This window comes from Defluviimonas aquaemixtae, from assembly GCF_900302475.1.
GTDB classification, from domain to species: domain Bacteria; phylum Pseudomonadota; class Alphaproteobacteria; order Rhodobacterales; family Rhodobacteraceae; genus Albidovulum; species Albidovulum aquaemixtae.
This window is the reverse complement of the sequence record NZ_OMOQ01000001.1, coordinates 789,277-815,203: the sequence shown is the minus strand read 5'-3', so window position 1 is coordinate 815,203 and position 25,927 is coordinate 789,277. Positions and strand designations below refer to the sequence as shown.

General features: G+C 62.9%; 23 protein-coding genes and 1 tRNA gene. 17 read left to right on the top strand and 7 right to left on the bottom strand.

The window, feature by feature from the left end; translation table 11 throughout:
* The first annotated feature begins 138 nt into the window (after positions 1-138).
* From DEA8626_RS03965 to DEA8626_RS03955, 3 genes are read left to right on the top strand one after another with little or no spacing between them, the layout of a single operon-like run.
* Positions 139-1,875 (top strand): pilus assembly protein TadG-related protein, encoded by a 1,737-nt coding sequence (locus tag DEA8626_RS03965; RefSeq protein WP_108851749.1) that lies wholly within the window; start codon positions 139-141, stop codon positions 1,873-1,875.
* The gene (locus tag DEA8626_RS03960) at positions 1,875-2,435 is read left to right on the top strand and encodes a TadE/TadG family type IV pilus assembly protein (RefSeq protein ID WP_108851748.1); all 561 of its coding nucleotides are present in this window, start codon (positions 1,875-1,877) and stop codon (positions 2,433-2,435) included. The genes DEA8626_RS03965 and DEA8626_RS03960 overlap by 1 nt, the downstream gene beginning before the upstream one ends.
* A gap of 4 nt (positions 2,436-2,439) precedes the next feature.
* Positions 2,440-3,090, top strand: a complete 651-nt coding sequence (locus DEA8626_RS03955) for a TadE/TadG family type IV pilus assembly protein (protein WP_108851747.1) — start codon at positions 2,440-2,442, stop codon at positions 3,088-3,090.
* Positions 3,091-3,095: 5 nt separating this feature from the next.
* Here DEA8626_RS03955 and DEA8626_RS03950 read toward each other — a convergent pair whose 3' ends face one another.
* Positions 3,096-3,590, bottom strand: a complete 495-nt coding sequence (locus tag DEA8626_RS03950; protein WP_108851746.1) for a hypothetical protein — start codon at positions 3,588-3,590, stop codon at positions 3,096-3,098.
* Positions 3,591-3,708: 118 nt separating this feature from the next.
* Between DEA8626_RS03950 and DEA8626_RS03945 the strand changes: the two genes are divergently transcribed.
* Positions 3,709-4,617 carry a pirin family protein gene (locus DEA8626_RS03945; RefSeq protein ID WP_108851745.1) on the top strand — a complete coding sequence of 303 codons (909 nt, stop codon included), beginning with the start codon at positions 3,709-3,711 and terminating at the stop codon, positions 4,615-4,617.
* Between the two features lie 79 nt (positions 4,618-4,696).
* On the opposite strand, the gene DEA8626_RS03940 is transcribed toward DEA8626_RS03945, so the two are convergent.
* Positions 4,697-5,284, bottom strand: coding sequence for a TetR/AcrR family transcriptional regulator (locus DEA8626_RS03940; RefSeq protein ID WP_108851744.1), 588 nt, complete (start codon positions 5,282-5,284; stop codon positions 4,697-4,699).
* A gap of 118 nt (positions 5,285-5,402) precedes the next feature.
* Between DEA8626_RS03940 and DEA8626_RS03935 the strand changes: the two genes are divergently transcribed.
* From DEA8626_RS03935 to DEA8626_RS03915, 5 genes are all read left to right on the top strand, one after another.
* Entirely contained in the window at positions 5,403-5,651 is a 249-nt protein-coding gene (locus DEA8626_RS03935) for a hypothetical protein (RefSeq protein ID WP_245890746.1), read from the top strand.
* A 102-nt stretch (positions 5,652-5,753) separates the two neighbouring features.
* Positions 5,754-7,040 carry a homoserine dehydrogenase gene (locus DEA8626_RS03930; protein WP_108851743.1) on the top strand — a complete coding sequence of 429 codons (1,287 nt, stop codon included), beginning with the start codon at positions 5,754-5,756 and terminating at the stop codon, positions 7,038-7,040.
* Positions 7,041-7,188: 148 nt separating this feature from the next.
* On the top strand, positions 7,189-8,154 hold the full coding sequence (glpX, locus tag DEA8626_RS03925; RefSeq protein WP_108851742.1) for a class II fructose-bisphosphatase: 966 nt from the start codon (positions 7,189-7,191) through the stop codon (positions 8,152-8,154).
* Positions 8,151-9,902, top strand: coding sequence for a single-stranded-DNA-specific exonuclease RecJ (gene recJ, locus DEA8626_RS03920; RefSeq protein ID WP_245890744.1), 1,752 nt, complete (start codon positions 8,151-8,153; stop codon positions 9,900-9,902). Before glpX ends, recJ begins: the two co-directional genes overlap by 4 nt.
* Positions 9,903-9,984: 82 nt before the next feature.
* Positions 9,985-10,059, top strand: a tRNA-Glu gene (locus DEA8626_RS03915).
* Between the two features lie 292 nt (positions 10,060-10,351).
* On the opposite strand, the gene DEA8626_RS03910 is transcribed toward DEA8626_RS03915, so the two are convergent.
* The 3 genes from DEA8626_RS03910 to DEA8626_RS03900 all read right to left on the bottom strand — a co-directional run bounded on the left by DEA8626_RS03910 (position 10,352) and on the right by DEA8626_RS03900 (position 15,094).
* Positions 10,352-12,400: a CocE/NonD family hydrolase gene (locus tag DEA8626_RS03910; protein WP_108851741.1), complete on the bottom strand. Its 2,049-nt coding sequence runs from the start codon at positions 12,398-12,400 to the stop codon at positions 10,352-10,354.
* Positions 12,401-12,430: 30 nt separating this feature from the next.
* Positions 12,431-13,786 (bottom strand): ABC transporter substrate-binding protein, encoded by a 1,356-nt coding sequence (locus DEA8626_RS03905; RefSeq protein WP_219929160.1) that lies wholly within the window; start codon positions 13,784-13,786, stop codon positions 12,431-12,433.
* A gap of 384 nt (positions 13,787-14,170) precedes the next feature.
* A complete protein-coding gene (locus DEA8626_RS03900) occupies positions 14,171-15,094 on the bottom strand; it encodes a GlxA family transcriptional regulator (RefSeq protein ID WP_219929159.1) in 924 nt (307 codons plus the stop codon).
* Between the two features lie 249 nt (positions 15,095-15,343).
* Here DEA8626_RS03900 and DEA8626_RS03895 point away from each other — a divergent pair, with 249 nt between their 5' ends.
* A complete protein-coding gene (locus DEA8626_RS03895; RefSeq protein ID WP_181366351.1) occupies positions 15,344-16,555 on the top strand; it encodes a M24 family metallopeptidase in 1,212 nt (403 codons plus the stop codon).
* A 554-nt stretch (positions 16,556-17,109) separates the two neighbouring features.
* Here the strand turns inward: DEA8626_RS03895 and DEA8626_RS03890 are convergent.
* Together DEA8626_RS03890 and DEA8626_RS03885 are read right to left on the bottom strand one after the other, a co-directional pair.
* Positions 17,110-17,661 (bottom strand): cytochrome b, encoded by a 552-nt coding sequence (locus tag DEA8626_RS03890; protein WP_108851737.1) that lies wholly within the window; start codon positions 17,659-17,661, stop codon positions 17,110-17,112.
* Positions 17,661-18,230: a YceI family protein gene (locus DEA8626_RS03885; RefSeq protein WP_108851736.1), complete on the bottom strand. Its 570-nt coding sequence runs from the start codon at positions 18,228-18,230 to the stop codon at positions 17,661-17,663. The genes DEA8626_RS03890 and DEA8626_RS03885 overlap by 1 nt, the downstream gene beginning before the upstream one ends.
* A 769-nt stretch (positions 18,231-18,999) precedes the next feature.
* On the opposite strand from DEA8626_RS03885, the gene DEA8626_RS03875 reads away from it, so the two are divergent.
* From DEA8626_RS03875 to DEA8626_RS03845, 7 genes are all read left to right on the top strand, one after another.
* On the top strand, positions 19,000-19,542 hold the full coding sequence (locus DEA8626_RS03875; protein ID WP_108851734.1) for a tetratricopeptide repeat protein: 543 nt from the start codon (positions 19,000-19,002) through the stop codon (positions 19,540-19,542).
* A gap of 103 nt (positions 19,543-19,645) precedes the next feature.
* Positions 19,646-20,188 (top strand): RNA polymerase sigma factor, encoded by a 543-nt coding sequence (locus DEA8626_RS03870; RefSeq protein WP_108851733.1) that lies wholly within the window; start codon positions 19,646-19,648, stop codon positions 20,186-20,188.
* Positions 20,185-20,994 (top strand): anti-sigma factor family protein, encoded by an 810-nt coding sequence (locus DEA8626_RS03865; protein WP_108851732.1) that lies wholly within the window; start codon positions 20,185-20,187, stop codon positions 20,992-20,994. Before DEA8626_RS03870 ends, DEA8626_RS03865 begins: the two co-directional genes overlap by 4 nt.
* Positions 20,995-21,883: 889 nt before the next feature.
* Positions 21,884-23,038 carry an aromatic ring-hydroxylating oxygenase subunit alpha gene (locus DEA8626_RS03860; RefSeq protein ID WP_245890742.1) on the top strand — a complete coding sequence of 385 codons (1,155 nt, stop codon included), beginning with the start codon at positions 21,884-21,886 and terminating at the stop codon, positions 23,036-23,038.
* 60 nt (positions 23,039-23,098) lie between these two features.
* Positions 23,099-24,022: an ABC transporter permease gene (locus tag DEA8626_RS03855; RefSeq protein WP_108851731.1), complete on the top strand. Its 924-nt coding sequence runs from the start codon at positions 23,099-23,101 to the stop codon at positions 24,020-24,022.
* A complete protein-coding gene (locus DEA8626_RS03850; protein ID WP_108851730.1) occupies positions 24,019-24,834 on the top strand; it encodes an ABC transporter permease in 816 nt (271 codons plus the stop codon). The genes DEA8626_RS03855 and DEA8626_RS03850 overlap by 4 nt, the downstream gene beginning before the upstream one ends.
* Positions 24,831-25,919, top strand: a complete 1,089-nt coding sequence (locus tag DEA8626_RS03845; protein WP_108851729.1) for an ABC transporter ATP-binding protein — start codon at positions 24,831-24,833, stop codon at positions 25,917-25,919. The genes DEA8626_RS03850 and DEA8626_RS03845 overlap by 4 nt, the downstream gene beginning before the upstream one ends.
* Positions 25,920-25,927 lie beyond the last annotated feature (8 nt).

Here is a 25,927-nt window from a genome sequence, read left to right as displayed (position 1 = left end):
GGTTTTTTAGGCGGCTGCCCCATTTTTGCCTCATGTTGGACCCCAGTTTCGCCTTAAGTGATACGGAAACAGATTAACGAGTCCGGCCGCTGCCACACGGATTCGTGGGCGGGGGCCGACCTGGGGAAAGGACGAGTGATGAAAAGATTTGCTCTGACGACCATAGATGCCGCCGATACGCGGGTCACGGGGCGAAGCCTTTTGTCGGCTATCAGCCGCTTCCGTCGTGAAGAGGACGGTTCGTTGCTGATATTCGGCCTGTTCGCGTTCATCATGATGCTGATGCTCGCGGGCGTGTCGCTCGATCTCATGCGTTTCGAAGAACGCCGCACGCTGCTGCAGAACACGATCGACCGCGCCGCCTTGGCCGCCGCCGACCTTCAGCAGTCGCTCCAGCCGAAGGAGGTCGTCAAGGATTACTTCCGCAAGGCGGGCCTCAAGCCGCCGGCCGACGAGGACATCATCGTGACCGAGGGCAACTTCGGCACCTCGCGCAAGGTGAAGATCAACGTCTCCGAGCAAATGGACACCTGGTTCATGAAGCTCGTGGGCGTGAACGAGATGTCGACGCCCGCCGCCTCGACCGCCGAGGAAAGCATCGGACAGGTGGAAATCTCGCTCATCCTCGACGTCTCGGGCTCGATGAACTCGAACAACAGGCTGACAAATCTCAAGCCGGCCGCAAAGTCGTTCGTCGACCAGATCTTCGACAGCACCGAGGAAGGCAAGGTCTCGATCTCGATCGTCCCCTATGCCACCCAGGTCTCGATCAGCGACGACCTCGCCGGCTACTTCGACATCACGGGCGAACATACGTACTCCACTTGCATCGAGTTCCGTGACGACGCGGGCGATTTCGATACGACCGCAATCACGCTCGCGGGCTCGACACCTGCGCGCACCTACCAACAGAACGCGCATTTCGATCCGTTCTACCGGGCGAGTCCGCCGGTCCTGACCAACTGCCCCGACAACGCCACGCAGTCCAACCGACAGGTCTTGCCCTTCTCGGGCGACCGCGACGCGCTGAAGACCTATATCGATGCGCTGTCAGCGGCGGGCAATACGTCGATCGACATCGGCATGAAATGGGGCGCGGCTCTGCTCGACCCGTCGATGCAGCCGGTCGTGGACGGCATGATCGCGGCCGGATCGCTGCCGGGCAGCTTCGGCGAACGGCCCTACGCCTATGACGACGGCGACGCGCTGAAGATCATCGTGCTGATGACCGACGGCGCGAACACGACCGAATACCGCATCCGCAACAGCGACGACCAGAACCCCTCCTACGAGGAAGGCCTGAGCCCGCTTCACCGCAACAGCTACTACCAGGAGAATTCGAGCTCCTCGGACGACTTCTCACTGAACCAATACTCGCTTTGGGATGAATCGCGCGGCAAGTACTATGTCTTCCGCCACGATATCTGGCGCAACGAACCCTACGGCGCGAAGCCGGGCGATTACGGTTACGACACGCCTGCCGGGTCGGGTTCAAAGGACCACCACATGGAGTGGCAGGAAGTTTGGTCGACGATGTCAGTCTACTACTTCGCCGACTACATCATCAAGGACGCCTACGACAGCAACTGGCTCCGCAACCAGTGGCGTCCCGGCTCCGTCTCCGACCCGATCGCGACGCAGTGGATCCGCTACGAGAAGGATGCCCGAACGCTCGATGTCTGCGATGCCGCGAAGTTGGACAGCCGCAAGATCAAGATCTACACGATTGCGTTCGAGGCGCCCACCCAGGGCCAGAACCTCCTGCAGAGCTGTGCGAGCTCCGACTCCAACTACTACAACGTCGCCGGGCTCGACATTCAGGAAGCATTCTCGGGCATTGTGAACTCGATCAACAAGCTGCGGCTGACGCACTGATGTCGGGGATGCTCAACATCATGCGCGCCTGGCTTGTCAGAAAGGCGCGGGAAGAGGACGGCACGGCAACGATCCCGTTCATCATCTTCCTGCCCTTCTTCATGGTGCTCATCGTCTCATCGCTCGAGATGGGCATGCTGACGATGCGGCATGTCATGCTCGAGCGTGCGGTGGACCAGTCCGTTCGTGACCTGCGCCTCGGCACATGGACCAATCCGAACCACGACGACTTCAAGCGGGTCGTCTGCAATCGGGCGGGCATCATTCCCGACTGCCTAAACGTTCTGGTAGTCGAGCTTCGACCGGTCAGCACCATTACATGGGAGCCGCTGTCGGCGGGGCCGGTCTGCGTCGACCGCGCCAATCCGATGGAGCCTGAGGACTTTCCTGAGTTTGACGATGGCGAGGGCGACGAGATCATGCTGATCCGCGCCTGCGCGAAGTTCGATCCAATCTTTCCTATGACGGGGCTGGGCATGCGGTTGCCGAAAGACAATACGGGCGCATATGCCCTTGTCTCGGCGACGGCCTTCGTGAACGAACCGGACCGTGGGAGTTAGTAACATGTCTTTGCTCAAGAATCTTAAACTGCGTCCGATCCGGTTTGCGAAGGACGAAGCCGGCAACATGCCCGCGGAAGGTGTGATCGCCTCGGTTTTCCTCGTCTGGTGGTACGTGGCTTCATTTCAGTTCTTCGACGCCTATCGCGAGAAGAACATCAACCTGAAAGCCGCATACACGGTCGCTGACCTGATTTCGCGCCAAACGAACGCGATCGACGCCAACTATGTCGAGGGTCTGAATACGCTCTTCGACTACCTGACGCATTCGAACGTGCCGACCTGGGTTCGCGTCACGAGCGTCATCTGGGACGAAGCCGAACAGCGGTTCGAGGTTCAGTGGTCCTACGCGACGGGCGAAGTCGAGCGCCTGAACACCGCATCGCTGCAGGCCAATGCAAACCGCATCCCGCAGATGCCTGCCGGCGACTTCGTGACGATCGTCGAGACCAACATGGCCTATGAGCCGATTTTCAATATCGGCCTCAATGCGCAGTGGTATACGACCTTCATCACGACGCGGCCGCGCTACAATGCCTGCGTTCCTTGGGAGCGCTCGGACGGCACCACGGCAGGCTGCAACTACGATCCCAACATCGACACGGGCAGCAACATTCACAATGACGGTGAAGGCTTCGTCGATCCCGAAGCCTGACCCGGTCAGGCCGAACCGCGCCGCGCGAGGATGACGCCGATCGCATCTGCCATCGCCCGGCCCTCGGCACCGGATATGACGCCGCCCACACCAACGCTGCGGCCAAACCGCCACCACAGCCCCGGCTCCCATGCCCGGGGCTGTTTCTCCTTCAGCCGCAGCAGGAACCCGTTCGACGGCTTGAAGGCGAGCATCCCCCGCTCGACCTTGCGGATCGCGTCAACCGGCGCCACGACCTGCCCCGCAGTGTCGCGGAGCGCTGACTCGGTCAGCACAAGCCCCTTTCCCGTTGCCCGAAAAAGTCGCGCAGTCAGGACCAGAACCGCGACCCCGAGGACGATGAGAAAAAGCTGAAGGTGAAACGCCTGGGGTGGTCTGAGGAAGGCCAAAAGCTCCAGCAGGACGCCGAGAAAGCCGAGCGTGATCAGCGCGAAGCCGCGACGGACCGGCGACGGCGTGACCCTTGCCACGACGGGCTCGGCGGTATCTTCACTCTCCATACTTCAATCCCTTCTGTGCGCTCCGGCACAAACTCTGTGGCTCCTCGAACCCCGGCCCCTGCTGTGCGATGAGACTGTATGTCCTATATTACGCTCAGCACACCAGGAGTAAGCCCCCATGTCGATCAGACCGGTCATCGAAACCCGCACCGCCCGCCCGACGCTTGAAGGCGCCGGTGTGAAGCTTCACCGCGCCTTCGGGTTTCAGGACCCAAGCGAGCTCGATCCGTTCCTCCTGTTCGACGATTTCCGCAATGAGCGGCCCGAGGACTACATGCGCGGTTTTCCGTGGCATCCCCATCGCGGGATCGAGACGATCACCTACGTGCTTGCGGGAACGGTCGAGCACGGTGACTCGCTCGGCAATACCGGCCGCCTCGGTTCGGGCGATGTGCAGTGGATGACGGCGGGGTCGGGGATCATGCACCAGGAAATGCCGCAGGGCAACGCGAAGGGGCAGATGCACGGCTTCCAGCTTTGGGCCAACCTGCCGTCGCACCTGAAGATGACCACGCCGCGCTATCAGGACGTCAAGGGCGCCGACATTTCCGAGATCGTCGATGATGACGGCACCCGCGTGCGCGTGATCGTCGGTGAATTCTGGGGAAAGAAGGGACCCGTCGACGGCATTGCGGCCGAGCCGCAGTATCTCGACATATTCGTCCCCGCAGGCGTGAAAAAAACTTTCAAGATAGACACTTACCGCCGCGCCTTCGCCTACGTCTTCGAAGGTTCCGGCCGCTTCGCCGATGCGAGCCGGCCCACGGGCGTTCTTCTTGAGAAGGAGGTCATGGGTCAGGAAGTCCACATGCGCGACCTCTCGGGCGACCGCACGCTCATCCGCTTCGGCACGGGCGAGGAAGTGACGGTCCAGGCGGGCGACGAGGGCATCAGGTTCCTGTTGATCTCGGGCGCGCCGATCGAGGAGCCTGTCGCCTGGCACGGCCCCATCGTCATGAACACCAAGGCCGAACTGATGCAGGCGATGGCCGATCTGAGAAACGGGACTTTCATCCGGCCCGCTTGACCAACAAGCTGTTCCGGGGGTTTACCACCCCCGGACCCCCGGAGAGCATTTCCGGGCAGAAAGTGTGATACTAAGGGGCTCAGGCGGCCACGGCCTTCCGCACCATGTCCCAGTAGATATCCCCGACGCGGTCGCGGCTGAGTCGTCCGCCTTCGCGGTACCATGTGTTCACACCCGTCAGCATTGCGATGATGGCAAGCGCGGCAAGCTTGGTGTCGGGTGCGGCAATGCTGCCAGCCGCTTGACCGTCGCGCAGAATCCCCTCGAGCCGGTTCTCGTAGTGGCGCCTCAGCGCTTCAATTTCGGCGAAGTTATCCGGCTCCAGGTTGCGCAGCTCCATGTAGGACAGGAAGACCGCGTCCGGTCGATCGAGATTGAAGCGGATGTGGAAGCGCACGAAGGCTTCGAGTCGATCTGTGGGCGTTGCCGGAACGGGCTCCGCCTGCCAGGCCGCAATCAAGTCGTCCATATGGGCTTTGAGGAGGTCAAACAGAAGCGTCTGCTTGTCGGGCGTGTAGAGATAGAGCGCGCCCGCCTGCACGCCGACCTCCGCCGCGATCTGGCGCATGGAGACGGCGGCAAAGCCATCCCTCGCAAAGAGCCTCAGAGCCGCCTCGCGGATGCGGGGGCCGGTGATCTCCGAATGCGAACCGGTCTTGCGTGCCATGGGTCCAAGTTATCTGAACACCCGTTCAATACAAGGCCCGAACACTGGCGCGACAGCGGCTTGCGCGCCCTGACCCCGGCGGACTAGTCTCGCGCCCATGCCGCCGGAGGATCGCCGAATGCGCGCCCTGACCTTCCTGATGCTGACCCTTATTGCGCCCGTGCTCACGGGATGCGCGCGCTTTCCCGAGGTCGAGGCGGCCGAAAGCGCGTCCGTGGCGGACGCGCCTTACCCGGCGCTTCTTCCCATCGATACCCTCGTTGCGGGAACGCCGTCGCTGCCTGAATCCGACCCGGCCGCACCGGTGAACGCCCGCGCCGCAGCGCTCAAGGCGCGCGCGGAACGGCTCCGCGCGGCAGAGTTCTGAGGGCGCACGCTCCGCCCCTCGTTGCAAGCCGCCGCGCGACAGGCTAACACGCCGCGAGGCGCGCGCAGGCGCTGGCCCGATCTTGTGATGACGGAGAACCACATGCCCGAACCTTTGCGTCTTGGCATCGCCGGCCTTGGCACGGTGGGCATCGGCACCGTCAAGATCCTGCAGCGCCATGCCGAATTGCTGTCCCGCCGGGCAGGCCGCGGGCTTTCGGTCGCGGCCATTTCGGCCCGTGACCGCACGAAGAACCGCGACGCCGACATCTCCTGCTACGAATGGGAGGACGACCCTGTCGCCCTCGCCCGTCGTGAGGACGTCGATGTCTATGTCGAACTGATGGGCGGTGCGGACGGTCCCGCCCTGGCCGCTATCCGTGCCGCGATAGAAACCGGCAAGGACGTCGTCACCGCCAACAAGGCGCTGCTTGCCCATCACGGCCAGCAGCTTGCCGAAGCGGCCGAGGCGAAAGGTCACGTGATCCGTTTCGAGGCGGCGGTGGCGGGCGGCATCCCCGTCGTGAAGGCGCTGACCGAAGGCCTCGCGGGAAACGAGATCCGACGTGTCGTGGGCGTCATGAACGGCACCTGCAACTACATCCTGACGCGGATGGAGGAGTCCGGACTGCCCTACACGGATATCTTCGAAGAGGCGCGGCAACTCGGCTACCTGGAAGCGGATCCCGAACTCGATGTCGGGGGGATTGACGCGGGCCACAAACTGAGTCTTCTCGCCTCGATCGCCTTCGGAACCAGAGTGTCCTTCGATGCGGTCGATCTTGAAGGGATTGGCCGGGTCTCGATCGACGATATTCATCGCGCGCGCGACATGGGGTTTCGGATCAAGCTTCTCGGCGTCGCGCAGATGACCGGCCGCGGGCTTGAACAGCGCATGTCCCCTTGCCTTGTCCCGGCCGACAGCCCGCTCGGCCAGTTGCAGGGCGGCACGAACATGGTCGTCCTTGAAGGCGACAGCGTCGGGCAGGTCGTGCTGAGGGGCGCGGGTGCGGGCGCGGGGCCGACGGCGTCGGCCGTCATGTCCGACGTGATCGAAATCGCGCGCGGCACCCGGCTGTCGACATTCGGTCAACCGGCCGCGACCCTGACGGAGCCGACGCCGGCGCGCAGTTCCGCACCCGCGCCGTACTACCTGCGGATGGGATTGACGGACAAACCGGGCGCGCTGGCCAAGGTGGCGACGGTTCTCGGAGAGGAAGGGATATCGATCGACCGGATGCGGCAATACGGCCATGCGGACACGTCCGCGCCCGTCCTCATCGTTACGCACAAGACGACACGAGAGGCCGTCGACCACGCGCTTCGCCGGTTACCCGCAACGGCTGTCGTCCTTGGCGATCCTGTCGCAATCCGTATCGAGACGGTCTGAACACGGTGTGGGGGCAGCCCGCAGGGGCGCTTCTTTTTCAGCGTCGTCCGGACAGCAGGAATGCACTGAGTGGCGCGTCCCTTCGCCCTTGCCCCCGGGCCGTCCGACCGGCTAGATGCGGGGAAAAGGACTTCGACAGGGATCGATCATGGCCAATGCCAAGGAATTCTACGACCGCATGCTCTCTCTGGGCCTCGCCCGCGTCTCCGAGGCCGCCGCACACGCCTCCGCCCGCCTCATCGGGCGCGGTGACGAGAAGGCGGCTGACCAGGCCGCAGTCAACGCGATGCGCGATCAACTCAACCTTCTCGACATCACAGGCACCGTTGTCATTGGCGAGGGCGAACGAGACGAGGCGCCGATGCTTTTTATCGGCGAGGAGGTGGGCACCGGCAACGGACCCGAGGTCGACATCGCACTTGATCCCCTGGAAGGCACCACGCTGACAGCAAAGGACATGCCGAACGCGCTCACCGTGATCGCGATGGCCCCGCGAGGGACCCTGTTGCACGCGCCCGACGTCTATATGGACAAGCTGGCCATCGGCCCCGGCCTGCCGAAGAACGTCGTCGGCCTCGAGATGAGCCCGACGGAGCGAATCGTGGAGCTCGCCAAGGCCAAGAAGTGCAAGCCAACCGACATCACCGTCTGCATCCTCGAACGCCCCCGGCACGAGGATATGGTGACCGAAGTTCGCGCCACGGGTGCAGCGATCCGACTTATCACCGACGGCGACGTGGCCGGCGTGATCCACTGCGCCGAATCCGAACTGACCGGCATCGACATGTATATGGGGTCGGGCGGCGCGCCCGAAGGCGTGCTCGCCGCCTCGGCGCTTAAGTGCATGGGCGGTCAGATGTGGGGCCGGCTCCTCTTTCGCAACGACGATGAGCGCGCCCGCGCGGCGAAGGCCGGGATCAAAGACCTCAATCGCGTCTATGCGCGCGATGAGATGGTGCAGGCCGACGTGATCTTCGCCGCGACCGGGGTCACGAACGGGTCCATCGTGCGCGGCGTGAAGCGCGAGCCGCATTTCATCGAAACCGAAACGATCCTGATGCGCTCGAAGACCGGCTCGGTCCGCCGCATGATCTACCGCAACCCGGTGAAGTGACAACGAGACCCGCATTTCTCGGCGTTGAATCTTCGGCGACCGGCCGGCGCTGGGTCGGACCCACGGCCGAGGCCGACCGCCTTGCCGAGGCGATGGTCCAGGAAACCGGTCTGCCTGCCGCGTTAGCGCGAATTCTCGTCGCGCGGGGCATCGATCCGGCCGAGACCCAACGCTTTCTCGAACCGCAGCTCCGCGATCTCCTGCCCGATCCGCGAACGCTAAGGGATATGGGCGTGGCGGCTGCCCGTTTCCTGAAGGCGGTGAAGGATCACCAGAAGATCGCGGTCTTCGCGGACTATGACGTCGACGGCGGGTCGTCGGCAGCGCTTCTCATGACCTGGCTTCGGGCCATGGGGCGACATGCGACGCTCTACATTCCCGATCGGATCGACGAAGGCTACGGGCCGAACGTGCCCGCGATGGAAGCGCTCGCACATGATCACGATCTGATCCTCTGCGTCGATTGCGGGACGCTCTCACACGAACCGATTGCGGCGGCGAAGGCTGCCGATGTCATCGTGCTCGACCACCACCTTGGGGCTGAGACGCTGCCACCCGCACTTGCCGTCGTTAACCCCAACCGGCAGGACGAAAACGGTTCGCTTAGCCATCTCTGCGCGGCCTCGGTCGTCTTCCTGATGCTCGTGGAGGCGAACCGCCTTCTGCGCGAGGGCGGCGAGAAGGGCCCGGATCTCATGTCGATGCTCGACCTTGTCGCGCTTGCCACCGTGGCCGATGTCGCGCCGCTCATTGGCGTCAACCGCGCGCTGGTCCGGCAGGGACTGAAGGTCATGGCGCGGCGCGAGCGGATTGGCCTCACGACGCTTGCCGATGTCGCACGGATGGACCGGTCCCCCACGCCGTATCATCTGGGCTTCCTCCTCGGTCCCCGTGTCAATGCGGGAGGAAGGATCGGCGCAGCAGATCTCGGCGCGCGGCTTCTCGCGACCGACGATCCCCATGAGGCGCAGGCGCTCGCGGAACGGCTCGACACGCTCAACACTGAACGGCGCGAAATCGAGAACCGGGTCCGCGACGCCGCCCTTGCGCAGGCCGAAGCCCGGGGACTCGACGCGCCGCTTGTCTGGGCGGCGGCCGAGGGCTGGCATCCTGGCGTCGTCGGCATCGTCGCCGCGAGGCTCAAGGAGGCGACGAACCGGCCGGCCATCGTGATCGGATTTCAGGGCGACGAGGGCAAGGGCTCGGGCCGCTCCGTCGAAGGGATCGACCTTGGCGCCTCGATTCAGCGGCTCGGCGCCGAGGGGCTGCTGATCAGGGGCGGCGGACACCGGATGGCCGCGGGCCTCACGGTCGCGCGAGACCGGCTCGACGACGCCATGGCGCGCCTTTCGGAACTGCTGGCGAAACAGGGCGCGGGTGAGATTGGCCCGCGCGACCTGCGCCTCGACGGGCTTCTCATGCCCGGTGCCGCTACGCCCGGCCTCATCGAGGACATCGAGCGCGCGGGCCCCTTCGGACAAGGCGCCCCCGCGCCGCGCTTCGCCTTCGCCGAGATGGGCCTGGCCTTCGCCCGGCGTGTCGGGGAGAACCATCTGCGCCTTGCGTTCACCGACGGCCTATCCGCGCCGGTCGAGGCGATCGCATTCGGCGCATTCGACACAGCTCTCGGCCCCCTGCTCGAGCAGCACGGTGGCGGGCGTTTTCACCTTGCCGGACGGCTCGAGATCAATCACTGGCAAGGTCGGGTCAAACCGCAGCTCAGACTGGAAGATGCCGCCTGCGCCTGATGCGCTGCGCTGCACAAGAATCTGCAAATATTCTCTTGCGAGTCATCGTTTGCTGGCCTAAACAGCGCCGCACGCCAATTGCGGCCCGTTCGTCTATCGGTTAGGACGCCAGGTTTTCAACCTGGAAAGAGGGGTTCGACTCCCCTACGGGCTGCCACTCACCCCGCTTTTCCCGAGACTCCTGCCCCGAGCGCAGTACTGTGGCGCGTTATCCGTAACTTGCGTGACTCAGTGCTTTCCGGAGACCGCGTTTCTGGCACAGGGAGCGCGCAAATTCGCGAGGTCTCTCTCTCTCTCTCTCTCTCTCTCTCTCTCTGCGGATTTCATATTTCCAGTTTGGGAATGGGCCGGATCACACGCGACGGAGCTAGGTTTCAAAGACATTGTCCGCACCCGCCTTCGTTCGTTCTCGCCGGTTAGACGCCGCCAGACGGGCCGCCTGCATAAGTTCAACTCGATGCTCGGGGCACCCGACAGACCCGCGAACCCTTGTAGGCAAGCTCCTCGCCTTCCCAAGCATGCGTGTCGGTACGAACAACGAACTCCGTAGCGCTCGCTTTGACGGTGCTAAGTGTTGTCAGCCTGATCCGCCGCGTATCGGAACCCATGGTGATTTCGAAACGGTACTCGGCCGTGGCAGACAGCGGGTCCTCGCCCCTCAAGCCATGAGTCAGAACCGAACTGGAATCGACCAATCTGCCGCTTTCACTGATGAGAAAAGCGCCGTCATCCTTCGTGTGTCGCTGTGTCCAGGAACCGCTTGCAGGGTCTCGATCCAGGAACTTCTCGTGGTTGACGGCGCGCGTCCGGGTCATCTCCGGCGGCGACGGAATCTGGGGAACGCCCAGGTCGGGGACGGCACCGTCCGGTGCTTCGAGATGCCGGATCGGAAGCTTCACTGCGCTTGCCCCGGTCAACACCGTAGCGGTCATGTGTTCTGGAGCAGGCCAGACGAGGGGCCACGCCTGGGTCGAGACGGCGAGTCGTAATACATGACCCGCGGGCACGCATTGCGCGATGGAGCTGAGACCCACCTCGACGTCGAACACCTCGCCGACGCGCATGGGAACAGAAGTCTCGAATCCATTGCGAAAGGCCAGATTGAGCAACCCGTAGGCTATCAGGGCAGAGCTTCCGTCGGGCGCGACGTCGCACAGCCGGACAAGCAGGGTGCCCAGTTCAGTGTCAGAGGCCATGCGCAGCGATACGACCGGCTGGCCGCAAAGTTCCGTAGGCTTTTCCAGAGGTTCGGTATCGAAGCAAAGAGCGGCGCCATCCAGTGCAGTCTGATCGCCGGCCAATTCGGGGCCAACGCCGTGCGGCAGCCATTCCCAGCTTGGTGTGGCCATCCCAAGAGGCGAACGGAGTGCAAGGCGGGACTGTGGTTTCCGGTCGCGGTCGAGGCGGCCCGGATTCAGGTGGCGAACCTGGTTCGATGTATGCACGGACGGCCATACCGCCTCACCAATCCAGCGGCCTTCGCGATGGCTGTAGGATGTTGCGGGTGGGGTGTAGTCCTGCATGTAGTAGACGACCGCAGGCTCCTCATCGATGCCATTGTCGTGGCCCTTCAACCAACGATCCCACCAGCGCGTCGCCTCCTGCAGGAAGCCAATCTGCGGTCCCGGCAGGGCGATATGCGGATAGGTGTGCCCCCAGGGGCCGACCAGCACGCGATTGGGACAGCTCAGACCCGCCGCCATCCGGAGGGCCGCATTGGTGTAGCCGTCCGCCCAGCCGCAGATCACATAGGTGGCGGCTTTGATCGCGCGGTAGTCTTCGCGCACGGAGCCATGTTTCCAGAAGCTGTCACGACTCTGGTGACTCAGCCACCGTTCTAGAACGTTTGGCGCCTTCTCCATGCGCTCGATCCAGATGCGGCGCCAATCTTCCCCGAACACGTCCGGGTCGGGCGGACGCATCATGTAGGTCTGGTACAAAGCCCCCCAGCTCAGCCCCGCTGTCAGAACACATCCGCCCATGAAGTGAATGTCATCGCAAAACCGGTCGTCGGTGCCATTTACGGGAATGATAGCCTTCAGCGATGGCGGACGGCGCGCGGCCACCTGGAGCGCGCTGAAGGCGCTCCAGGACATCCCGAACATGCCAGTCGTGCCACTGCACCACGACTGCCGGGCGATCCAGGCCAGCGCCGCGACGCAATCCTCCTGCTCCTGCAGGACATATTCGTCCTGCGGGAGACCATCGGACTCGCCCGAACCCGCGGGTTCGAGCCTTATCGCAGCATAGCCGTGTCCTGCGAACCAGGGATGAATGAGGGCGTCGCGCGGATAGGTGAAATCGCGGTGCCGGAACGGCGCATATTCCACCACCGCAGGCACCGGGGTCTTGTTCGCTGAAGCCGGGCTCCACATCCGCGCCGAAAGGCGCCTGCCATCGGGCAGCGGAATGCGCAGGTCCGCGTCGATGCGGACCTCTTCGGGAAAGTCCTTTCGCACCATGCGCGCATCCATCTGGCCGGGGACGGAATTGGCCATATGGCGCGAACCCGATCGATCAGCCCGCAATCATGCGAACCACCATCGATCTGCGAGCTTGTAGCCGTCCATGTCCCAGTTCACCGCGACGGGCCCATGGGCGAGTTTCGTGGACTTGGCCAGTACATCCGCCGCAAAGACGGGGATGCACTGGCCGCCTTCGCGGCTGACGATGCGTTGCATCTCGACATAGATGTCGCGGCGCTTGACAGGGTCGAGCTCAGTCCGGCCCTCCATCAGCAGCTTGTCGAAGCGCTCGTTCTTCCAGAACGCGTCGTTGTAGCTCGCCGCGCTGTGATAGCCTTCGCTGAAGATCCAGTCAGCCGTCGGGCGTCCGCTCCAATAAGACATCACCCACGGGTCGTTGCGCCAGACGTCGCTCCAGTATCCGTCGCTCGATTTGCGCCGGATATCGACCGTGATGCCTGCTGGCGCGGCGCTCTCCTGGATTAGCTGTGCCGCATCCACTGCTCCGTCGAACGCCGCCTCGGAGGTGCTGAGCTGGACGGTCAGGTCTTCGAGCCCCGCCTGCTTCAGGTGAAACTTCGCCTTGTCCGGGTCGTATTCGCGCTGCGGCAACTCCTCGGGCGTCGCGAAAACCGGAAGGCTGGCGGGGATCGGGTGATCGTTGCCGAGATAGCCGAACCCGTAGAGCACCTTGTCGAGGATTTCCTGCCGATTGATCGCGTATTTGACCGCCTCCCGCACGTCGTTGTTGTCAAAGGGCGGCGTATCGGCGCGCATTGGCAGCGTGTAGTGCTTGTAGCCGTTCTGAACTACCAGCTCCAAATCGCCTTGCGCGGTCAGCAGATGTGCGGTCGCGCGATCCACGCTGTTCATGACATCGATGCTGCCGGTCTGAAGGGCCGTGACCCGCGCGGTTGCGTCCTCAATCGCGATCGTTTCCACCTCATCGAAGTTCGCATGATCTGCTTTCCAGTAGTTCGGATGTCGCGTTGCGAAAGCGCGCAAGCCGGGCTCCCAATCCTGAAGCACATAGCCGCCAGTGCCGTTACCTTTCTCATAGTCCGTGTCGCCATCTTGCATGATCTGCAGCCGCGGATCGGACAACAGGCTCGGAAAATCCGCGTTGCCTGTTGACAACGTGATAGTGAGGCCGTCGTCGCCGTCCCGTTCCAGATTAGAGATCCCGCTCAGAACGGTTTTAAGGGGGGAGCCCGATTCCTCGGCTAAGTGCAGGTTCAATGAATAGAGGATATCATCCAGGCCCAGCGTCTTTCCGGAGTGGAACTCGACCCCCTGACGGATTTTCAGCCGCCAGACATCGGCGCCTTCGGTTGTCGCTTCCCAGCTTTCCGCGAGTTCACCGACGAGCTCGCCATCGGCATTTACCTCGATCAATCCGTTGCGGAGTTGCCCGATCATGACCCCCACCATCGCCCCGGTAATCGCTCGCGGATCGAGCGAGTCTGTGGTCGAGGTGCCGGAAACGCCGATTCGGAGCCGCCCGCCTCGCTTCGGGGTCTGCGCATGGCTCGGGCTGGCGCATAGTAACGCTCCCGCGCCCGTCACCGCCGCCAGGGCGGACGCGCCAACCAGCACTTGACGTCGATTGGGACACGACCCGGAATGATGGTTACCTGTTCGCGCCTCTCGCAAGGACTGATTTCGTGAATGTGGCATTTTCGGCCCCTCCCAGCATCACAGCCCAGAACTAGGATAAGTGTACCGGTCCGCCGCATTGTCACGTGCAGCCATTCGACACCATAGCGATGCCTATTCGACATCTGTCAGCAGAGGCCATGCCGCTCAGGTCAAGCGCGCCGCGGCTTGGCCTGGAATCGCGTACTGCACAAGCATCCTGCGCTCTTCGGTCGGCGTGATCGAAAACTTGCTCCGATAGCAGCGCGAAAAATATTGCGCGCTGGAAAACCCCGCAATGATCGCGATCTGCCAGATCTCGAACTTCGTCAGCCGCACCAGCGCGCGGGCATGATCAAGCCGGATGGTCCGGTAGTGAAGTTGCGGTGTGGACCGAAAGAAGCTGCGAAAGAGCCGTTCGAGATGCTTCTGCGACACGCCCACCCGTTTGGCGATATCGGAAATCGGGACCGGATTTTCGAGGTTGTCGTGCATCATCACCGTCGCGTCGTGCAGCGCCCGGTTGGGAATGTTCAGATAGGGGCTGTCCTTGATCGGCAGCAAGTCGGAGCCTACTCGAACAGACTGATGGATGATCTGACGGGCAACGTCGGAAGAAACCTCGGCGCCGAGACTTTCCGTCACGAACTGAAGAAACAGGTCGATTGCCGCGGTGCCGCCGGTGCAGGTGAATATTTGCCTATCCCGCACGTAGAGCATCCGAGCTACGTCGATTCTCGGATACGTCTCTTCGAAGGCAGGGATGTCTTCCCAGTGAACAGTGCATTTGTGATCGTGGAGTAGCCCCGCCTTGGCCAAGACCCATGTGCCCGTTGCAATCGACCCGACGACGACATTGTCCGAATACTGCTTGCGCAACCAGCGAAAGACCCTGTCGTCGTCGATCAAGTGACCTCCGAGGCCGGCGCAGACGACTACGACATCGCATGCCGGGGTATTCTCTATCGAATAGTCCGCCCGAATCCGCAGATGGTTCATCGCCGCGACCTCCGCTCCGTCCGCGGAGATCGTGAACCACTCGAAGTTGCGGCGGCCGGTGACGTACTCGGCGTCCCGCAAGATGTCTATCATTCCCGAGACCGGAAGCAGCGGATATTGGTCGAGCAACAAGAAACCAAACACGCGCTTGCGGCGACGATTGATGTCCGGTGAGGTGCAACCTTGCGTCGAGGTCATGGCCGTTCGCAGCGAGTCCGTTATCGGAGTCGCTGCGACACTCGCACATTGCTGTCCATTCCGTCACGCGCGATGTCGATTCACTGCACACGAGCTGTGCCCCGCCATGGCAGTTTCCAATGTCGAGACGAAGGACGGGATGTCATGCGCGCGGCGATACGGGAGAGATTTCGAAAGGCGCTACGGCGGGATGGCGTCGACGTCTACATCGCGTGCACGCCCTCGAATTTCCATTACCTTTCCGGCTATCAGAGTGCGTTCATCGATCTGTCGTGGCAGATGTCCGGAACCGACCTCGTCGTTCTGTTTGCCGACTCCAGTCATGATCCGGCGGTTGTCGTCAGCGAGTATTCCGAGCAGGACGCACGGCACGCAACCGACATTGCCGACATTCGCACCTATCCGATGTGGACTGAAAACCGCGATTTCCGCACCGTCGCGGGCCCGCGTGGCGCCGTGGTCGAGCGACCGGAACAATATGATGCGGAAGCGATATTTGCGCTGGTGAGCAAGATCGTCACCGAGCGGGGCTTGGTATCGCCGGTGGTGGGCAGCGATCTTTCGCTGATGAAACACGAGACTTTCATGGCGCTTGAACGTGCATTTTTGGGCCATAGGCTCGTGGATTGCAGGCAGATCGCATATCGGGTCAGGAGCATCAAGGAACCGGGCGAGATCAGCAGCCTCAGGAAAGCCGCCCGGCTGTTTGACATCGGCGTTGCCCGAACGGTCGACAAGATCAAGGAGGGGCTGACCGCCGCAGACCTCCAAGTCATCTTCGAGGCGGCGCTGCGGGACGCCGTTAGGTGCGATCCGGAACTGGGCCCGTTCGACAAGACCTTCTTTTTCCCGCATCTCGGGACGGGTGAGAGTCAAATCGTTCGACGAGGCGACATCATTAAGCTGGATTGCGGTGTCCGCGTGAACGGATACTGGAGCGACGGATGCCGGCATTTCAGTTTGGGTCCGCCCTCCGCGGAGCAATTATTGGTGCACGATGCATTGCGTGCCGGCTTTGACGCCGCGCTTGTCTTGATCCGGCCCGGCGCCCGCGTCCGCGACGTATTCGAGGCGGCGATTACTGCCGTGCGCAAGAATGGTCTGCCCAACTACTCCCGCGGCCACGTCGGACATTCCATCGGCCTTGACGATCAGACGGAGGAGCCTCCGTTCCTTGGGCCAAACGATACCGAATTGTCGGAAAACATGATGATTTGCTTGGAGCTGCCCTACTACCCACCCGATCTAGGCGGCTTTAACATAGAGGACATGCTGATGGTCACGGCAACTGGCCCCGAGGCATTGACCCAACTGGACAGGGGTCTTGTTGAACTACCTTGCCATGAGACCAGCTGACGGCGAGCCAACATTGCAGGTCAATCAGGTGCTGAGCGGCCCCCGCTTCCTGGTCGTATGGACGTACCGCTGATTGCTGACGAATAATCGACGGCCCACACTTGCCGTTCGAAGCCGCGTGCAATGCTGCACCGCGGTCCACTAAATCGGCCGTTCGTCGATCACGCATCAACATGAAGGCTCAACAGACAAAAGAGCGCAGACGATTCTGCCGTTGCCCTCAATCTTTCGCATGACTCGCCATGCCGCTTCACGACGCGTTGAATTCGAATGGGTGGCGAGAACCGCCACTTGCGGCGTGCATGAAACTCCATGCGTTCAAGGCTTTCCGTTCCTCTTCCGGCGGGCAATTTCGGTGCAAAGAACTTCAACCAGAATCCGGACGCCTGCGGGCCACTTCGTTGACCATGACCAGATCGAAACCAGGATAGTCCGAGGTCAGAATCCCACCGCTGGCATCCCAGCACACACCCGCGCTGTCATCTCCAGCGTCCTGTACCTCCACGATCGGCGGGTTTGCTGCACACAGCGGCGAGCAACCTCGTGGTTTCGGTTCAAATCGATTGCCCGCTCACCATCCGGCGTAGCGTACCGTCGCACCTTACGACAGCGTGAAACAGCGCTCCGCCCACGTGCAGAAGGATTACTGCCACCAGCACCTTTCCGATGATGTCATGGATCAGGAAGCCAACCTCCTCCCAAGTATCCGAGACCGGTGCGATGGCGGGTAGCGTCCAGCGCCCGAAGATCAACGTATCAATGCCGCTCGCGGAGCTTGCCACCCAACCTGAAATCGGCATGGCCAGAAGGAGGACGTAAAAGGCACGATGCACCACGCGAGCCAGATCGTCCCGCAAGGGAATGCCGTGTGACAAAGGGGGAGGCGGAGCGCTGACCCGGTGCCAGACAATCCTGAGAACGACGAGCGACAGAACCACTGAACCAAGTGTTTTGTGGTATGCGAAGTACTTCAATGCAGAGAGTGTGATTTCCATATTGGCAATCCAGGTCCCCAACGCCAAAGCCAAGAGAACCAGCACCGCCGTGACCCAGTGCAATGCCCGGGTCACGACGCCAAATGCGTTTGAGGTGTTGCGAAGGCTCATCACCGCCCCGCGATCTGCATCCGCGCGATGATCGAGAGCCTGACCTCGTCACCGGCCATATCGGCCCAACCGTTCGCGCCGAAGGCCGCCCGAGACAGGCTGCCGTTCAGCCGCACCGAGAGGCGGCTCCGGTCGCCAACTTCTGTACCGGCCTGACGGAAAAGCTGGGCGGTGAACGTGGCAGGACGTGTCACGCCACGCACGGTCAGGTTGCCGTCAACGATCGCGCCGTCACCGCTCCGACGGAACCCGGTGCTTTCAAAGGTGATTTGCGGATACTTCTGCGCCCATAGTACCTTCTTGCCTTTCATGCCCTGACTGGCAAAAGGAAAGCCGGCCCGAGCCTGCGCTACATCGACAGAAACTCTGACCTTGCTGTTCTGCAATCGGTCGAGGTCCAGTACGATGTCTGCTCCGGCAACAGGCATGCTGCCCCGGACTTCTTCGCTGCCCAGGAACCAGCTGAAGCCGACGCTGCTGTCGCCTTGCTGAAGTTCGTAGGGTTGAGGAGCCGCGTATACAGGGGTGGCCAGAAAGATCGTCGCAATGAGGGTATTCAGAAATTTCATGCTAGCCTCGCTCAGCAATCTCGGAGCTCGTGTTTTATACGGTCCTACCGAGGGCGCGGCTCTCGCCACTGCAAGGGCGGTCACTGCGACGCTCTCAGAACTTCGTCTCGCGAGCTCCTGTTTGGTTTAATTGGCCAACGGCGTGTTGTGGCCGCTCGTACCTGGTACAACGCTCAGTGGTTCAGAAAAATTCGCACCCAATTCGAAAAAATGTGAGTTCTTGTGACGTGCCCGCTTGTGGACGAAGCGAAACCATAGCGACGGATATCTTCGCCGCCTTTCCGTCCGGCTAGGCCTCGCGCGCGCTGCACGGGCCTCCTCCGCGTCGCAGCGGAACTCCATCAGGTGCTGACGACCGGACATCTCAGATGTCCAGCCCGCCGATGGACGCCGTTGAAGGCCTTCTCGGCAGACGACTCGAGCGACCCGGATGTCATTCCCATCTTCATTCCTTGACGGGCACGATGAGCCTGAAATCCCCTATTTCGCAGTCGGCCCAAACTGTCACGTTGGCGCTGACGGGAGACAGATGCTGGCTGTCACGCGATCGCCATCACGATCAAATTGAAGTTGGTCAACCGGAGCCTTTCGCCAAGGGACACGGCACTACCGGCGTCGCTGTCGGCAGGTCGGCAGCGCGCGCGAGAGAATCCCCTGACCCGCACGAATATTCCGCCTACCCCGTGCGTTTCCCCTCCGAACGGCCAATTGATCTGCCTGACGCAGTGGCCGCTCATCGACCGAGTTTATCGCATTACGGAGAAGACCTATGAACCGCACGACGACCATTCTTGCCGCCATCGCGGCAGCCTCTGTTTCCTCGATGGCCCTTGCCGCGGGCTCCGATTCCACCAAGCCGCCGGTCAAGACCCAGACGACCCAGGAATGCAAGGGCGGCAAGATCTGGGACAAGAAGAAGGCCAAATGCGTCAACCCCCAGAGTGGCGCGCTTAGCGACGACGACCTTTACGATGCGGCGCGCGAACTGGCCTATGACGGGCAGTACGAAAACGCGCTCAAGGTCCTCGACGTGGCCGAGAACCAAAACGACGCGCGCGTCCTGAACTACAAGGGCTTCGCCAATCGCAAGGCGGGACGGGTCGAGGCCGGGATGGCCTTCTACCAGGCAGCGCTGGAGATCGACCCCGACTATATCCTCGCGCGGTCCTACATGGGCCAGGCGCTGATCGCCGACGGCGATATCCTCGGCGCCGAGTCGCAGCTCGCCGAGATCGAGAAGCGCGGCGGCCGAGACACCTGGGCCTACGCAGCGCTTGACAAGGCGCTTGGCGGGGAACCCTCGGACTGGTGATCCGGTGGGCCCTTGCCCACGATACGCGTTTCCGCCGGCCTTTCCGGCCGGCGGTTGCGCGTGCGCATACGATCGTGTTCCCTTTGTCCAGCGGTTGAGACTGATGATCGTGGGCAACCGGGGACGCGCCGCCGTGACGGATGACGCTCCATTCAGAACCGAACTCGTGGGGCTGCTGCCCCGGCTCCGCCGCTTTGCGCTGACGCTGACCCGCGATCCTGCCGACGGCGATGACCTGGTGCAGATGACCTGCGAAAGAGCAATCCTGCGGATGGCGCAGTGGCGGGAGGGAACCCGCCTCGATAGCTGGCTCTACACCATGATGCGCAACTTGTGGACATCGGAAATCCGAAAACGACGGGTCAGGGTCGGCCAGGGCCAGGTGGAGGCCGCCGAGGCGGGCGAACTATCGAACCCCGTCGGCCCGGCCGATCACGTCTATGGCAATGAGCTGATCGCGATTGTGATGGCGCTGCCGGAAGGCATGAGCGCGACGCTCCTTCTGGTCAGCATCGAAGGCCACTCCTACAAGGAGGCGGCCGAGATCCTCGACATCCCGATCGGCACGGTAATGAGCCGGATGTCGAAGGCGCGGCAACTCATGAAGGAAAGGCTCGCCCAGGCGGGCGGGATGGCGGAGACATGACGGGCAAGCTGACCCCAGAGATGACCGACCGGCTCAGCGCCTATCTCGACGGCGCGCTCTCCGAGTCCGAGGCCGCCGAGATCGAGGCGCTGATCGCAAAGGATGCTGCGATGGCCGATGAACTTGGCGCGCTGAGTGGGGCCGATGCAGCGATCGGGTCTGCCTTCGCGGCGATGCTGGAGGCGCAGGTGCCGCCCAAGCTCATCCGCGTGATCGAAGAGGCGCCGGGCATCGCCGCGCCCGCCAACGTGTCCCGAAGGCCCCACTGGGGCATGGGCACGGCGGCCGCGGCGATCGCGCTTCTGATGATCGGTGCAGGTGCGGGTTCGGTCCTGACGCGACTCCTGTCAGCGCCGGTCGAGGTGGCGGCCGCGCCCGGCTGGCTCGACCAGGTGGCCGACTACCACAGGGTATACGCGCGCGAAAAGCGCCACCTCGCCGAAGTTCCGGCGACCGAGGCGGCCCACTTGGAAACCTGGCTGGCAGACACGACAGGAGTGAGCTTCGCTATCCCCGACCTGAGCCGGTTGGGCCTGACCTTCCAGGGCGGGCGTCTTCTGGTCGCGGCCGGCAAGCCCGTAGGCCAGCTCATGTATACCGATTCCGGGGGCGAGGTCGTGGCTCTCTGCTTCATCGCGGGGGGCGATGCGGCGGCGGACGACGGGCCTACAGCCTTCACTGTTCGCGACTTCGGCGACATCGACATGGTGGTGTGGAAGGACCGCGCTGCGTCCTATGTCGTGGTTGGCCCCGCGACCGGAATTGACCTCGATGCGATCGCTCGGGACGCCGCGGTTTCGATCTGAAATTCTCACCGCCGCGCCGCGCGAAGGTATCCACGCCAACGCCGCACGCTGACCGCGTTGCCGGAGACAGCAAGGAACACCACGCCGCAAATCGCCGGGCGGAACCGGATTCGCGCCTGTCGCCGGGCCTGAAGATCGCCTTGGCTGGCGGGCTCGACTACAGTGCCATCTGTCTGGACCGCGCTCAACCGTGTGTCCCTTGCATGACGACGCGCCCCTAGGGAACGAGAGGATTGCGGCCGCCTAGGCCAAAAAAACGCAGCTGCACACAGACTGTCTTCAAGCTGACTGGATCCGTCACGACAAGGCCACCCCTCAAGCAGATCGACCGGCCGCTCAAGGTCCTGCCAATCTGTCACATCGTCTTACCGGGCTCGGGGATCATGTACATACTTGCCGAAACACTAGCGCGAGGGGCATATCGCTGCTGGGCTTCCGCCTGAAAGCGCCGGCCCCAGGATGTCCGAAAATTCGCCATCGCCCGTTCCAGAGGTTGCCGGCGAAGCGCGAAATGCCGCTGCGATCGCGGCCAGCTCGGCATGCCGCCGGGGCGGAGCCGTTTCCTGTGTCCCACCGCTTTCGTATTGAACAGCCCTTAGCTGACGCTCGCCCCGAACCCGCGCCGACCTGTGGCATTCAGTAAGCGGCCCTTGCCACCTTGTGCTGCATCAACGCCGCGGACTTGCCCTGCGAACGAGCGACCTGTGGGACGATAGTCGTCCGTCATCAAATGAAGAGGGCCGATACCGGACTGAAACATATCGTGGCCTTCAACGCTTGCGCGGCTCGCATCCGTCTGTTATTTTATTTGAGCGCTCATTATAACTTGTTCACCATGATCCCCGCAAAAGATGAACTCAAAGTTCCCCCCAAATGGGACCGCTCTGGATTGCCCGGCTGGGCCTATTTCTCGGACGAGCTGCTCGAGCTCGAGAAGGATGCGCTTTTCCGAAGGCACTGGCAGCTGGCCTGCCATGTCAGCGACGTGCCGGACGCTGGTGACTACAATACTTTCGATGTCGGCGAGGAACGTGCGCTGATCGTGCGCGGCCATGATGGCAAGGTGCGCGGTTTCCACAACCTCTGCCGCCACCGCGGCAGCCGGGTGGTCGCCGAAGAACGCGGCAGCTGCCGCGGCGCGCTGATCTGCCCTTATCACGGCTGGGCCTACAATCTGGACGGGACGCTTCGCGGTGCGGCGCAGCCGCAGACCCTTCCGGATCTGGACCCCGTTGAATGGGGTCTTAAGCCTCTCGACACCGAGATCTGGCAGGGTTTCATCTTTATTCGGTTCAAGACAAGCGACCAACCCTCGGTCGCTCGGATCATGGGCCGGTTCGACGCAGAACTGGCGCCCTACGCGCTGCCCGACATGGTGCCCGTCGACAAGATCCAGTGGAGCGACGAGACTGCGGTCAATTGGAAAGCCGTGCGCGATGTCGACAACGAGGGCTACCACGTCGCCAAGGCGCACCCGGCGCTCCACGACCTCTACGGCCAGGGCTATGTCGATGAGCCCTTCGTCAGCGGCGCCTCTCGCTCCTTCGCCACGTTCAACCCGGGGCCGGGTTCGCTCTGGTCCGTGAGGGCCTACAAGGCGATCCTTCCGGAAGCGTCCTGGCTGCCGGAGAGCCACCGGCGCGCCTGGCTCTACGTTGCCATGTTCCCGAACACGGTGATCGGGCTCTACCCGGATTCGACGATCTTCTATCAGGAGTTTCCCGACGGCGTCGGCAACACCAAGCTCCGCGGCGCCATCTACCGCCGTAGCAAAGAAAGCCGCGAGATGCGGCTCGCCCGCTATCTCTCGGGCCGGATCGACGCCATCACATCGGCCGAGGACCAGTTGCTGACGATCTGGTCGTGCGAGGCGGCGCAATCGTCGGCCTATGACGGAATCATCCTCTCGGACCTGGAGTATGGGGTGAAGACCCACCATGACCACTTGCGCTCCGTTCTTCCCGTGCTCAATCTGGACGAGGAGCCGGCACCCGACACGATGGCCGATCTGAATGCGGCGTTGCTGGCGCAAGTGTGTGAATAGCGAGAGCGGAATGGGCGGAGGCGCAGGCGACGACGGGCCCGTCGGTCCAGTCGAGCGATCATGACAGCGCGCCGCGCGACTGGGCCGGTCGCGGGCCCTTCGGGCAAACCTGGGGGCGGATGGAAATCGACTCAGGCGGGCCGGGGGCTGACCTTGCTCTCGCCAACGCTTCTCTATGCGCTCCTGCTTCTGGCAGTGCCGCTGGCTACCGTGGTGGTCATCAGCTTCTGGACCCAGACCTATCTGGAGTTCGACCGCACGCCAACTTTCAGGAACTACGTCGTAGCCTGGACCGATCCGCTTTACCGGGTGCTGATGCTGCGATCCCTAGTGATCTCAGGCCTCGTGACCGTGGCGACGGTTCTGCTGGCCTTCCCCATCGCCTATTTCGTCGCGTTTCATGTGCGGTCCGACAGAAAGGCGATGTGGCTCTTCCTGATCACGATCCCGTTCTGGACCAGCTACCTGTTGCGCGTGTTCCTCTGGAAAGTGATCCTCGGCTATGACGGGGTGCTGAATTCTGGCCTGATCGGCCTCGGGATCATCGAGAAGCCGCTGACGTTCCTTTTGTACAACGCCAACGCGGTGGTGCTGACCCTGGCCCATGCCTGGGCGCCCTTCGCAATCCTGCCGATCTTCGTAGCGCTGGACAAGATCGACCGCGCGTATCTGGAGGCCGCCGAGGATCTGGGTGACGGCCCGGTCCGTCGCTTCTTCCGGGTCACGCTGCCGCTGGCCATGCCCGGCGTTCTGGCCGCGACGCTGATCGTCTTCATCCCCACCGTCGGCGACTACGTCACGCCGCGGCTAGTGGGCGGAACAGACGGATTGATGATCGCCAACATGATCCAGGTCCAGTTCGGCAAGGCCAACAACGCGCCGCTGGGTGCGGCGCTCGCGATTTCGTCGATGTTGATCGTCGGCGCCATCGCGCTTCTGATCGCCCGGCTCCAACGCACGCTAGTGAAAGGCGCACCGCAATGAGCGCGCGCCGGGGAACCTGGCTGCGGCCCTATTCGGCGGCCTGCCTTGTCTTCCTTTACGCCCCCGTCTTCCTGCTGCCGGTTTTCGCCTTTAACGACGCGGCGATCATCGCCTTCCCGCTGAAGGGCTTCTCGACGAGGAACTTCGAGCAGCTCTGGGCGACCGAGGCGCTTCATGCCGCCGTCATCAACTCGCTGATGGTGGGGGTCGCGTCCTCGGTTCTGGCGACGATCCTGGGCCTCTGTGCAGCACGCGCCTCCACCCGCTATGACTTCCCGTTCAAGAAGCCTCTGATCGGCTTCATCATGCTGCCTCTGGTGCTGCCCGAGATCATCATCGCGGTGGCGCTTCTGGTGGTCCTGATCCAGCTCGGCCTAGACCTGTCCCTCTGGACCGTCATCCTGGGTCACGTGCTGATCTGCACGCCGTTTGCCATCGCAATCCTGTCATCCGCCTTTCAGAGCCTCGACCAGTCGCTCGAGGAAGCATCCTATGACCTCGGCGAGAGCCGCTTCGGCACCTTTCGCCGTGTGACATTCCCGCTAGTGCTTCCCGGCGTGATCGCGTCGTTGCTGATCTCATTCACCATCTCGCTTGACGAGTTCATTATCGCCTTCTTCCTGACCGGGATCGAACCGACTCTGCCGGTCTATATCTGGAGCCAGCTGCGCTTCACCGCCAAGCTGCCTTCGGTCATGGCGCTGGGATTCCTGATGCTTCTGGTCTCGCTTGCTCTGCTGGCGTCCGCCGAGTTTTTCCGGCGTCGCGCGAACCGCCGTCAGGGTATGGGTACCGCCGGAGGGCCGATATGACGGAACCCATCATCAGCCTCGACAGGGTCGAAAAGCACTTTGGCGAGGTGACCGCGCTGGCCGGCGTTTCTGCGACCATCAGACAGGGCGAGTTCTTCTCGCTCCTCGGCCCGTCGGGCTGCGGCAAGACCACGCTCCTTCGCGTGATCGCGGGTTTCGAGGAACCGAGCTCGGGCACCGTGATGATTGACGGCAAGTCCATGGCCGGCGTCGCCGCCAACCGGCGTCCAACCAACATGGTCTTCCAGTCCTACGCTATCTTCCCGCACCTGTCGGTCGCCGAAAACGTCGCCTACGGCCTGAAGAGGCAGCGCCTCGGCAAAGCGGAGGAGACCCGCCGGGTCGACGAGGCGCTTGCCATGGTCGATCTCGCGGGCTACGGGGTGCGCGCCAGCCACACGCTATCGGGAGGCCAGCGCCAACGCGTCGCGCTCGCACGGGCGCTTGTCATGCGGCCGAAGGTGCTGCTTCTGGACGAGCCGCTCTCGGCCTTAGACAAGAAGCTGCGCGAGCAGATGCAGACGGAGCTGCGCCGCCTGCAACGCCAGGTCGGGATCACCTTCATGCTGGTCACCCACGACCAAGAAGAGGCGCTGACCATGTCCGACCGCATCGGCGTCATGTTCGACGGCCGGATCGCCCAGCTCGCGAGCCCCGAAGAGCTCTACAGCCGGCCCGTGTCGCGTCAGGTGGCCAGCTTCATCGGAATCATGAACTTCCTGCCGGCCGCGGTGACCGGCGAGGTGGGGGGCCGCATCGCACTCGACGTGGCCGGGCTGGGCGCCATCGAGATCACCGCGGACCAAGCGCCGGGCGGCCCGAACGGCAAGGCGGTGTCGGCAGGCATTCGACCCGAAATGCTGACGGTCCTGCTGGACGAGGACGAGCGCGCCGAGCGCGAGGTCACGGGTGAAGTGGTCGACGCCGCCTACTACGGCGACATGACCTACTACGTCGTCCGTCTGCCAGGTGTCGAAGCGCCCGCGACCATCTCGATGCGGAACACTGCCGGACGCCGGATCCTGACCCAGGGCGACATGGCGCGCGTGGCCTGGAGCCCGGATTCGATCGTGCTGCTTGACTGATCATCGGG

Bases quoted from the DNA above. Each gene is read 5' to 3' on its own strand.
- DEA8626_RS03850 (WP_108851730.1), top strand. From the start codon at position 24,019: ATGAGCGCGCGCCGGGGAACCTGGCTGCGGCCCTATTCGGCGGCCTGC.
- DEA8626_RS03945 (WP_108851745.1), top strand. From the start codon at position 3,709: ATGTCGATCAGACCGGTCATCGAAACCCGCACCGCCCGCCCGACGCTT.
- DEA8626_RS03930 (WP_108851743.1), top strand. From the start codon at position 5,754: ATGCCCGAACCTTTGCGTCTTGGCATCGCCGGCCTTGGCACGGTGGGC.
- DEA8626_RS03900 (WP_219929159.1), bottom strand. From the start codon at position 15,094: ATGATAGACATCTTGCGGGACGCCGAGTACGTCACCGGCCGCCGCAAC.
- DEA8626_RS03940 (WP_108851744.1), bottom strand. From the start codon at position 5,284: ATGGCACGCAAGACCGGTTCGCATTCGGAGATCACCGGCCCCCGCATC.
- DEA8626_RS03855 (WP_108851731.1), top strand. From the start codon at position 23,099: ATGACAGCGCGCCGCGCGACTGGGCCGGTCGCGGGCCCTTCGGGCAAA.
- DEA8626_RS03885 (WP_108851736.1), bottom strand. From the start codon at position 18,230: ATGAAATTTCTGAATACCCTCATTGCGACGATCTTTCTGGCCACCCCT.
- DEA8626_RS03905 (WP_219929160.1), bottom strand. From the start codon at position 13,786: ATGATCGGGCAACTCCGCAACGGATTGATCGAGGTAAATGCCGATGGC.
- DEA8626_RS03870 (WP_108851733.1), top strand. From the start codon at position 19,646: ATGATCGTGGGCAACCGGGGACGCGCCGCCGTGACGGATGACGCTCCA.
- DEA8626_RS03875 (WP_108851734.1), top strand. From the start codon at position 19,000: ATGAACCGCACGACGACCATTCTTGCCGCCATCGCGGCAGCCTCTGTT.
- DEA8626_RS03865 (WP_108851732.1), top strand. From the start codon at position 20,185: ATGACGGGCAAGCTGACCCCAGAGATGACCGACCGGCTCAGCGCCTAT.
- DEA8626_RS03895 (WP_181366351.1), top strand. From the start codon at position 15,344: ATGCGCGCGGCGATACGGGAGAGATTTCGAAAGGCGCTACGGCGGGAT.
- DEA8626_RS03965 (WP_108851749.1), top strand. From the start codon at position 139: ATGAAAAGATTTGCTCTGACGACCATAGATGCCGCCGATACGCGGGTC.
- DEA8626_RS03960 (WP_108851748.1), top strand. From the start codon at position 1,875: ATGTCGGGGATGCTCAACATCATGCGCGCCTGGCTTGTCAGAAAGGCG.
- DEA8626_RS03845 (WP_108851729.1), top strand. From the start codon at position 24,831: ATGACGGAACCCATCATCAGCCTCGACAGGGTCGAAAAGCACTTTGGC.
- DEA8626_RS03935 (WP_245890746.1), top strand. From the start codon at position 5,403: ATGCGCGCCCTGACCTTCCTGATGCTGACCCTTATTGCGCCCGTGCTC.
- DEA8626_RS03955 (WP_108851747.1), top strand. From the start codon at position 2,440: ATGTCTTTGCTCAAGAATCTTAAACTGCGTCCGATCCGGTTTGCGAAG.
- DEA8626_RS03910 (WP_108851741.1), bottom strand. From the start codon at position 12,400: ATGGCCAATTCCGTCCCCGGCCAGATGGATGCGCGCATGGTGCGAAAG.
- glpX (WP_108851742.1), top strand. From the start codon at position 7,189: ATGGCCAATGCCAAGGAATTCTACGACCGCATGCTCTCTCTGGGCCTC.
- DEA8626_RS03950 (WP_108851746.1), bottom strand. From the start codon at position 3,590: ATGGAGAGTGAAGATACCGCCGAGCCCGTCGTGGCAAGGGTCACGCCG.
- DEA8626_RS03890 (WP_108851737.1), bottom strand. From the start codon at position 17,661: ATGAGCCTTCGCAACACCTCAAACGCATTTGGCGTCGTGACCCGGGCA.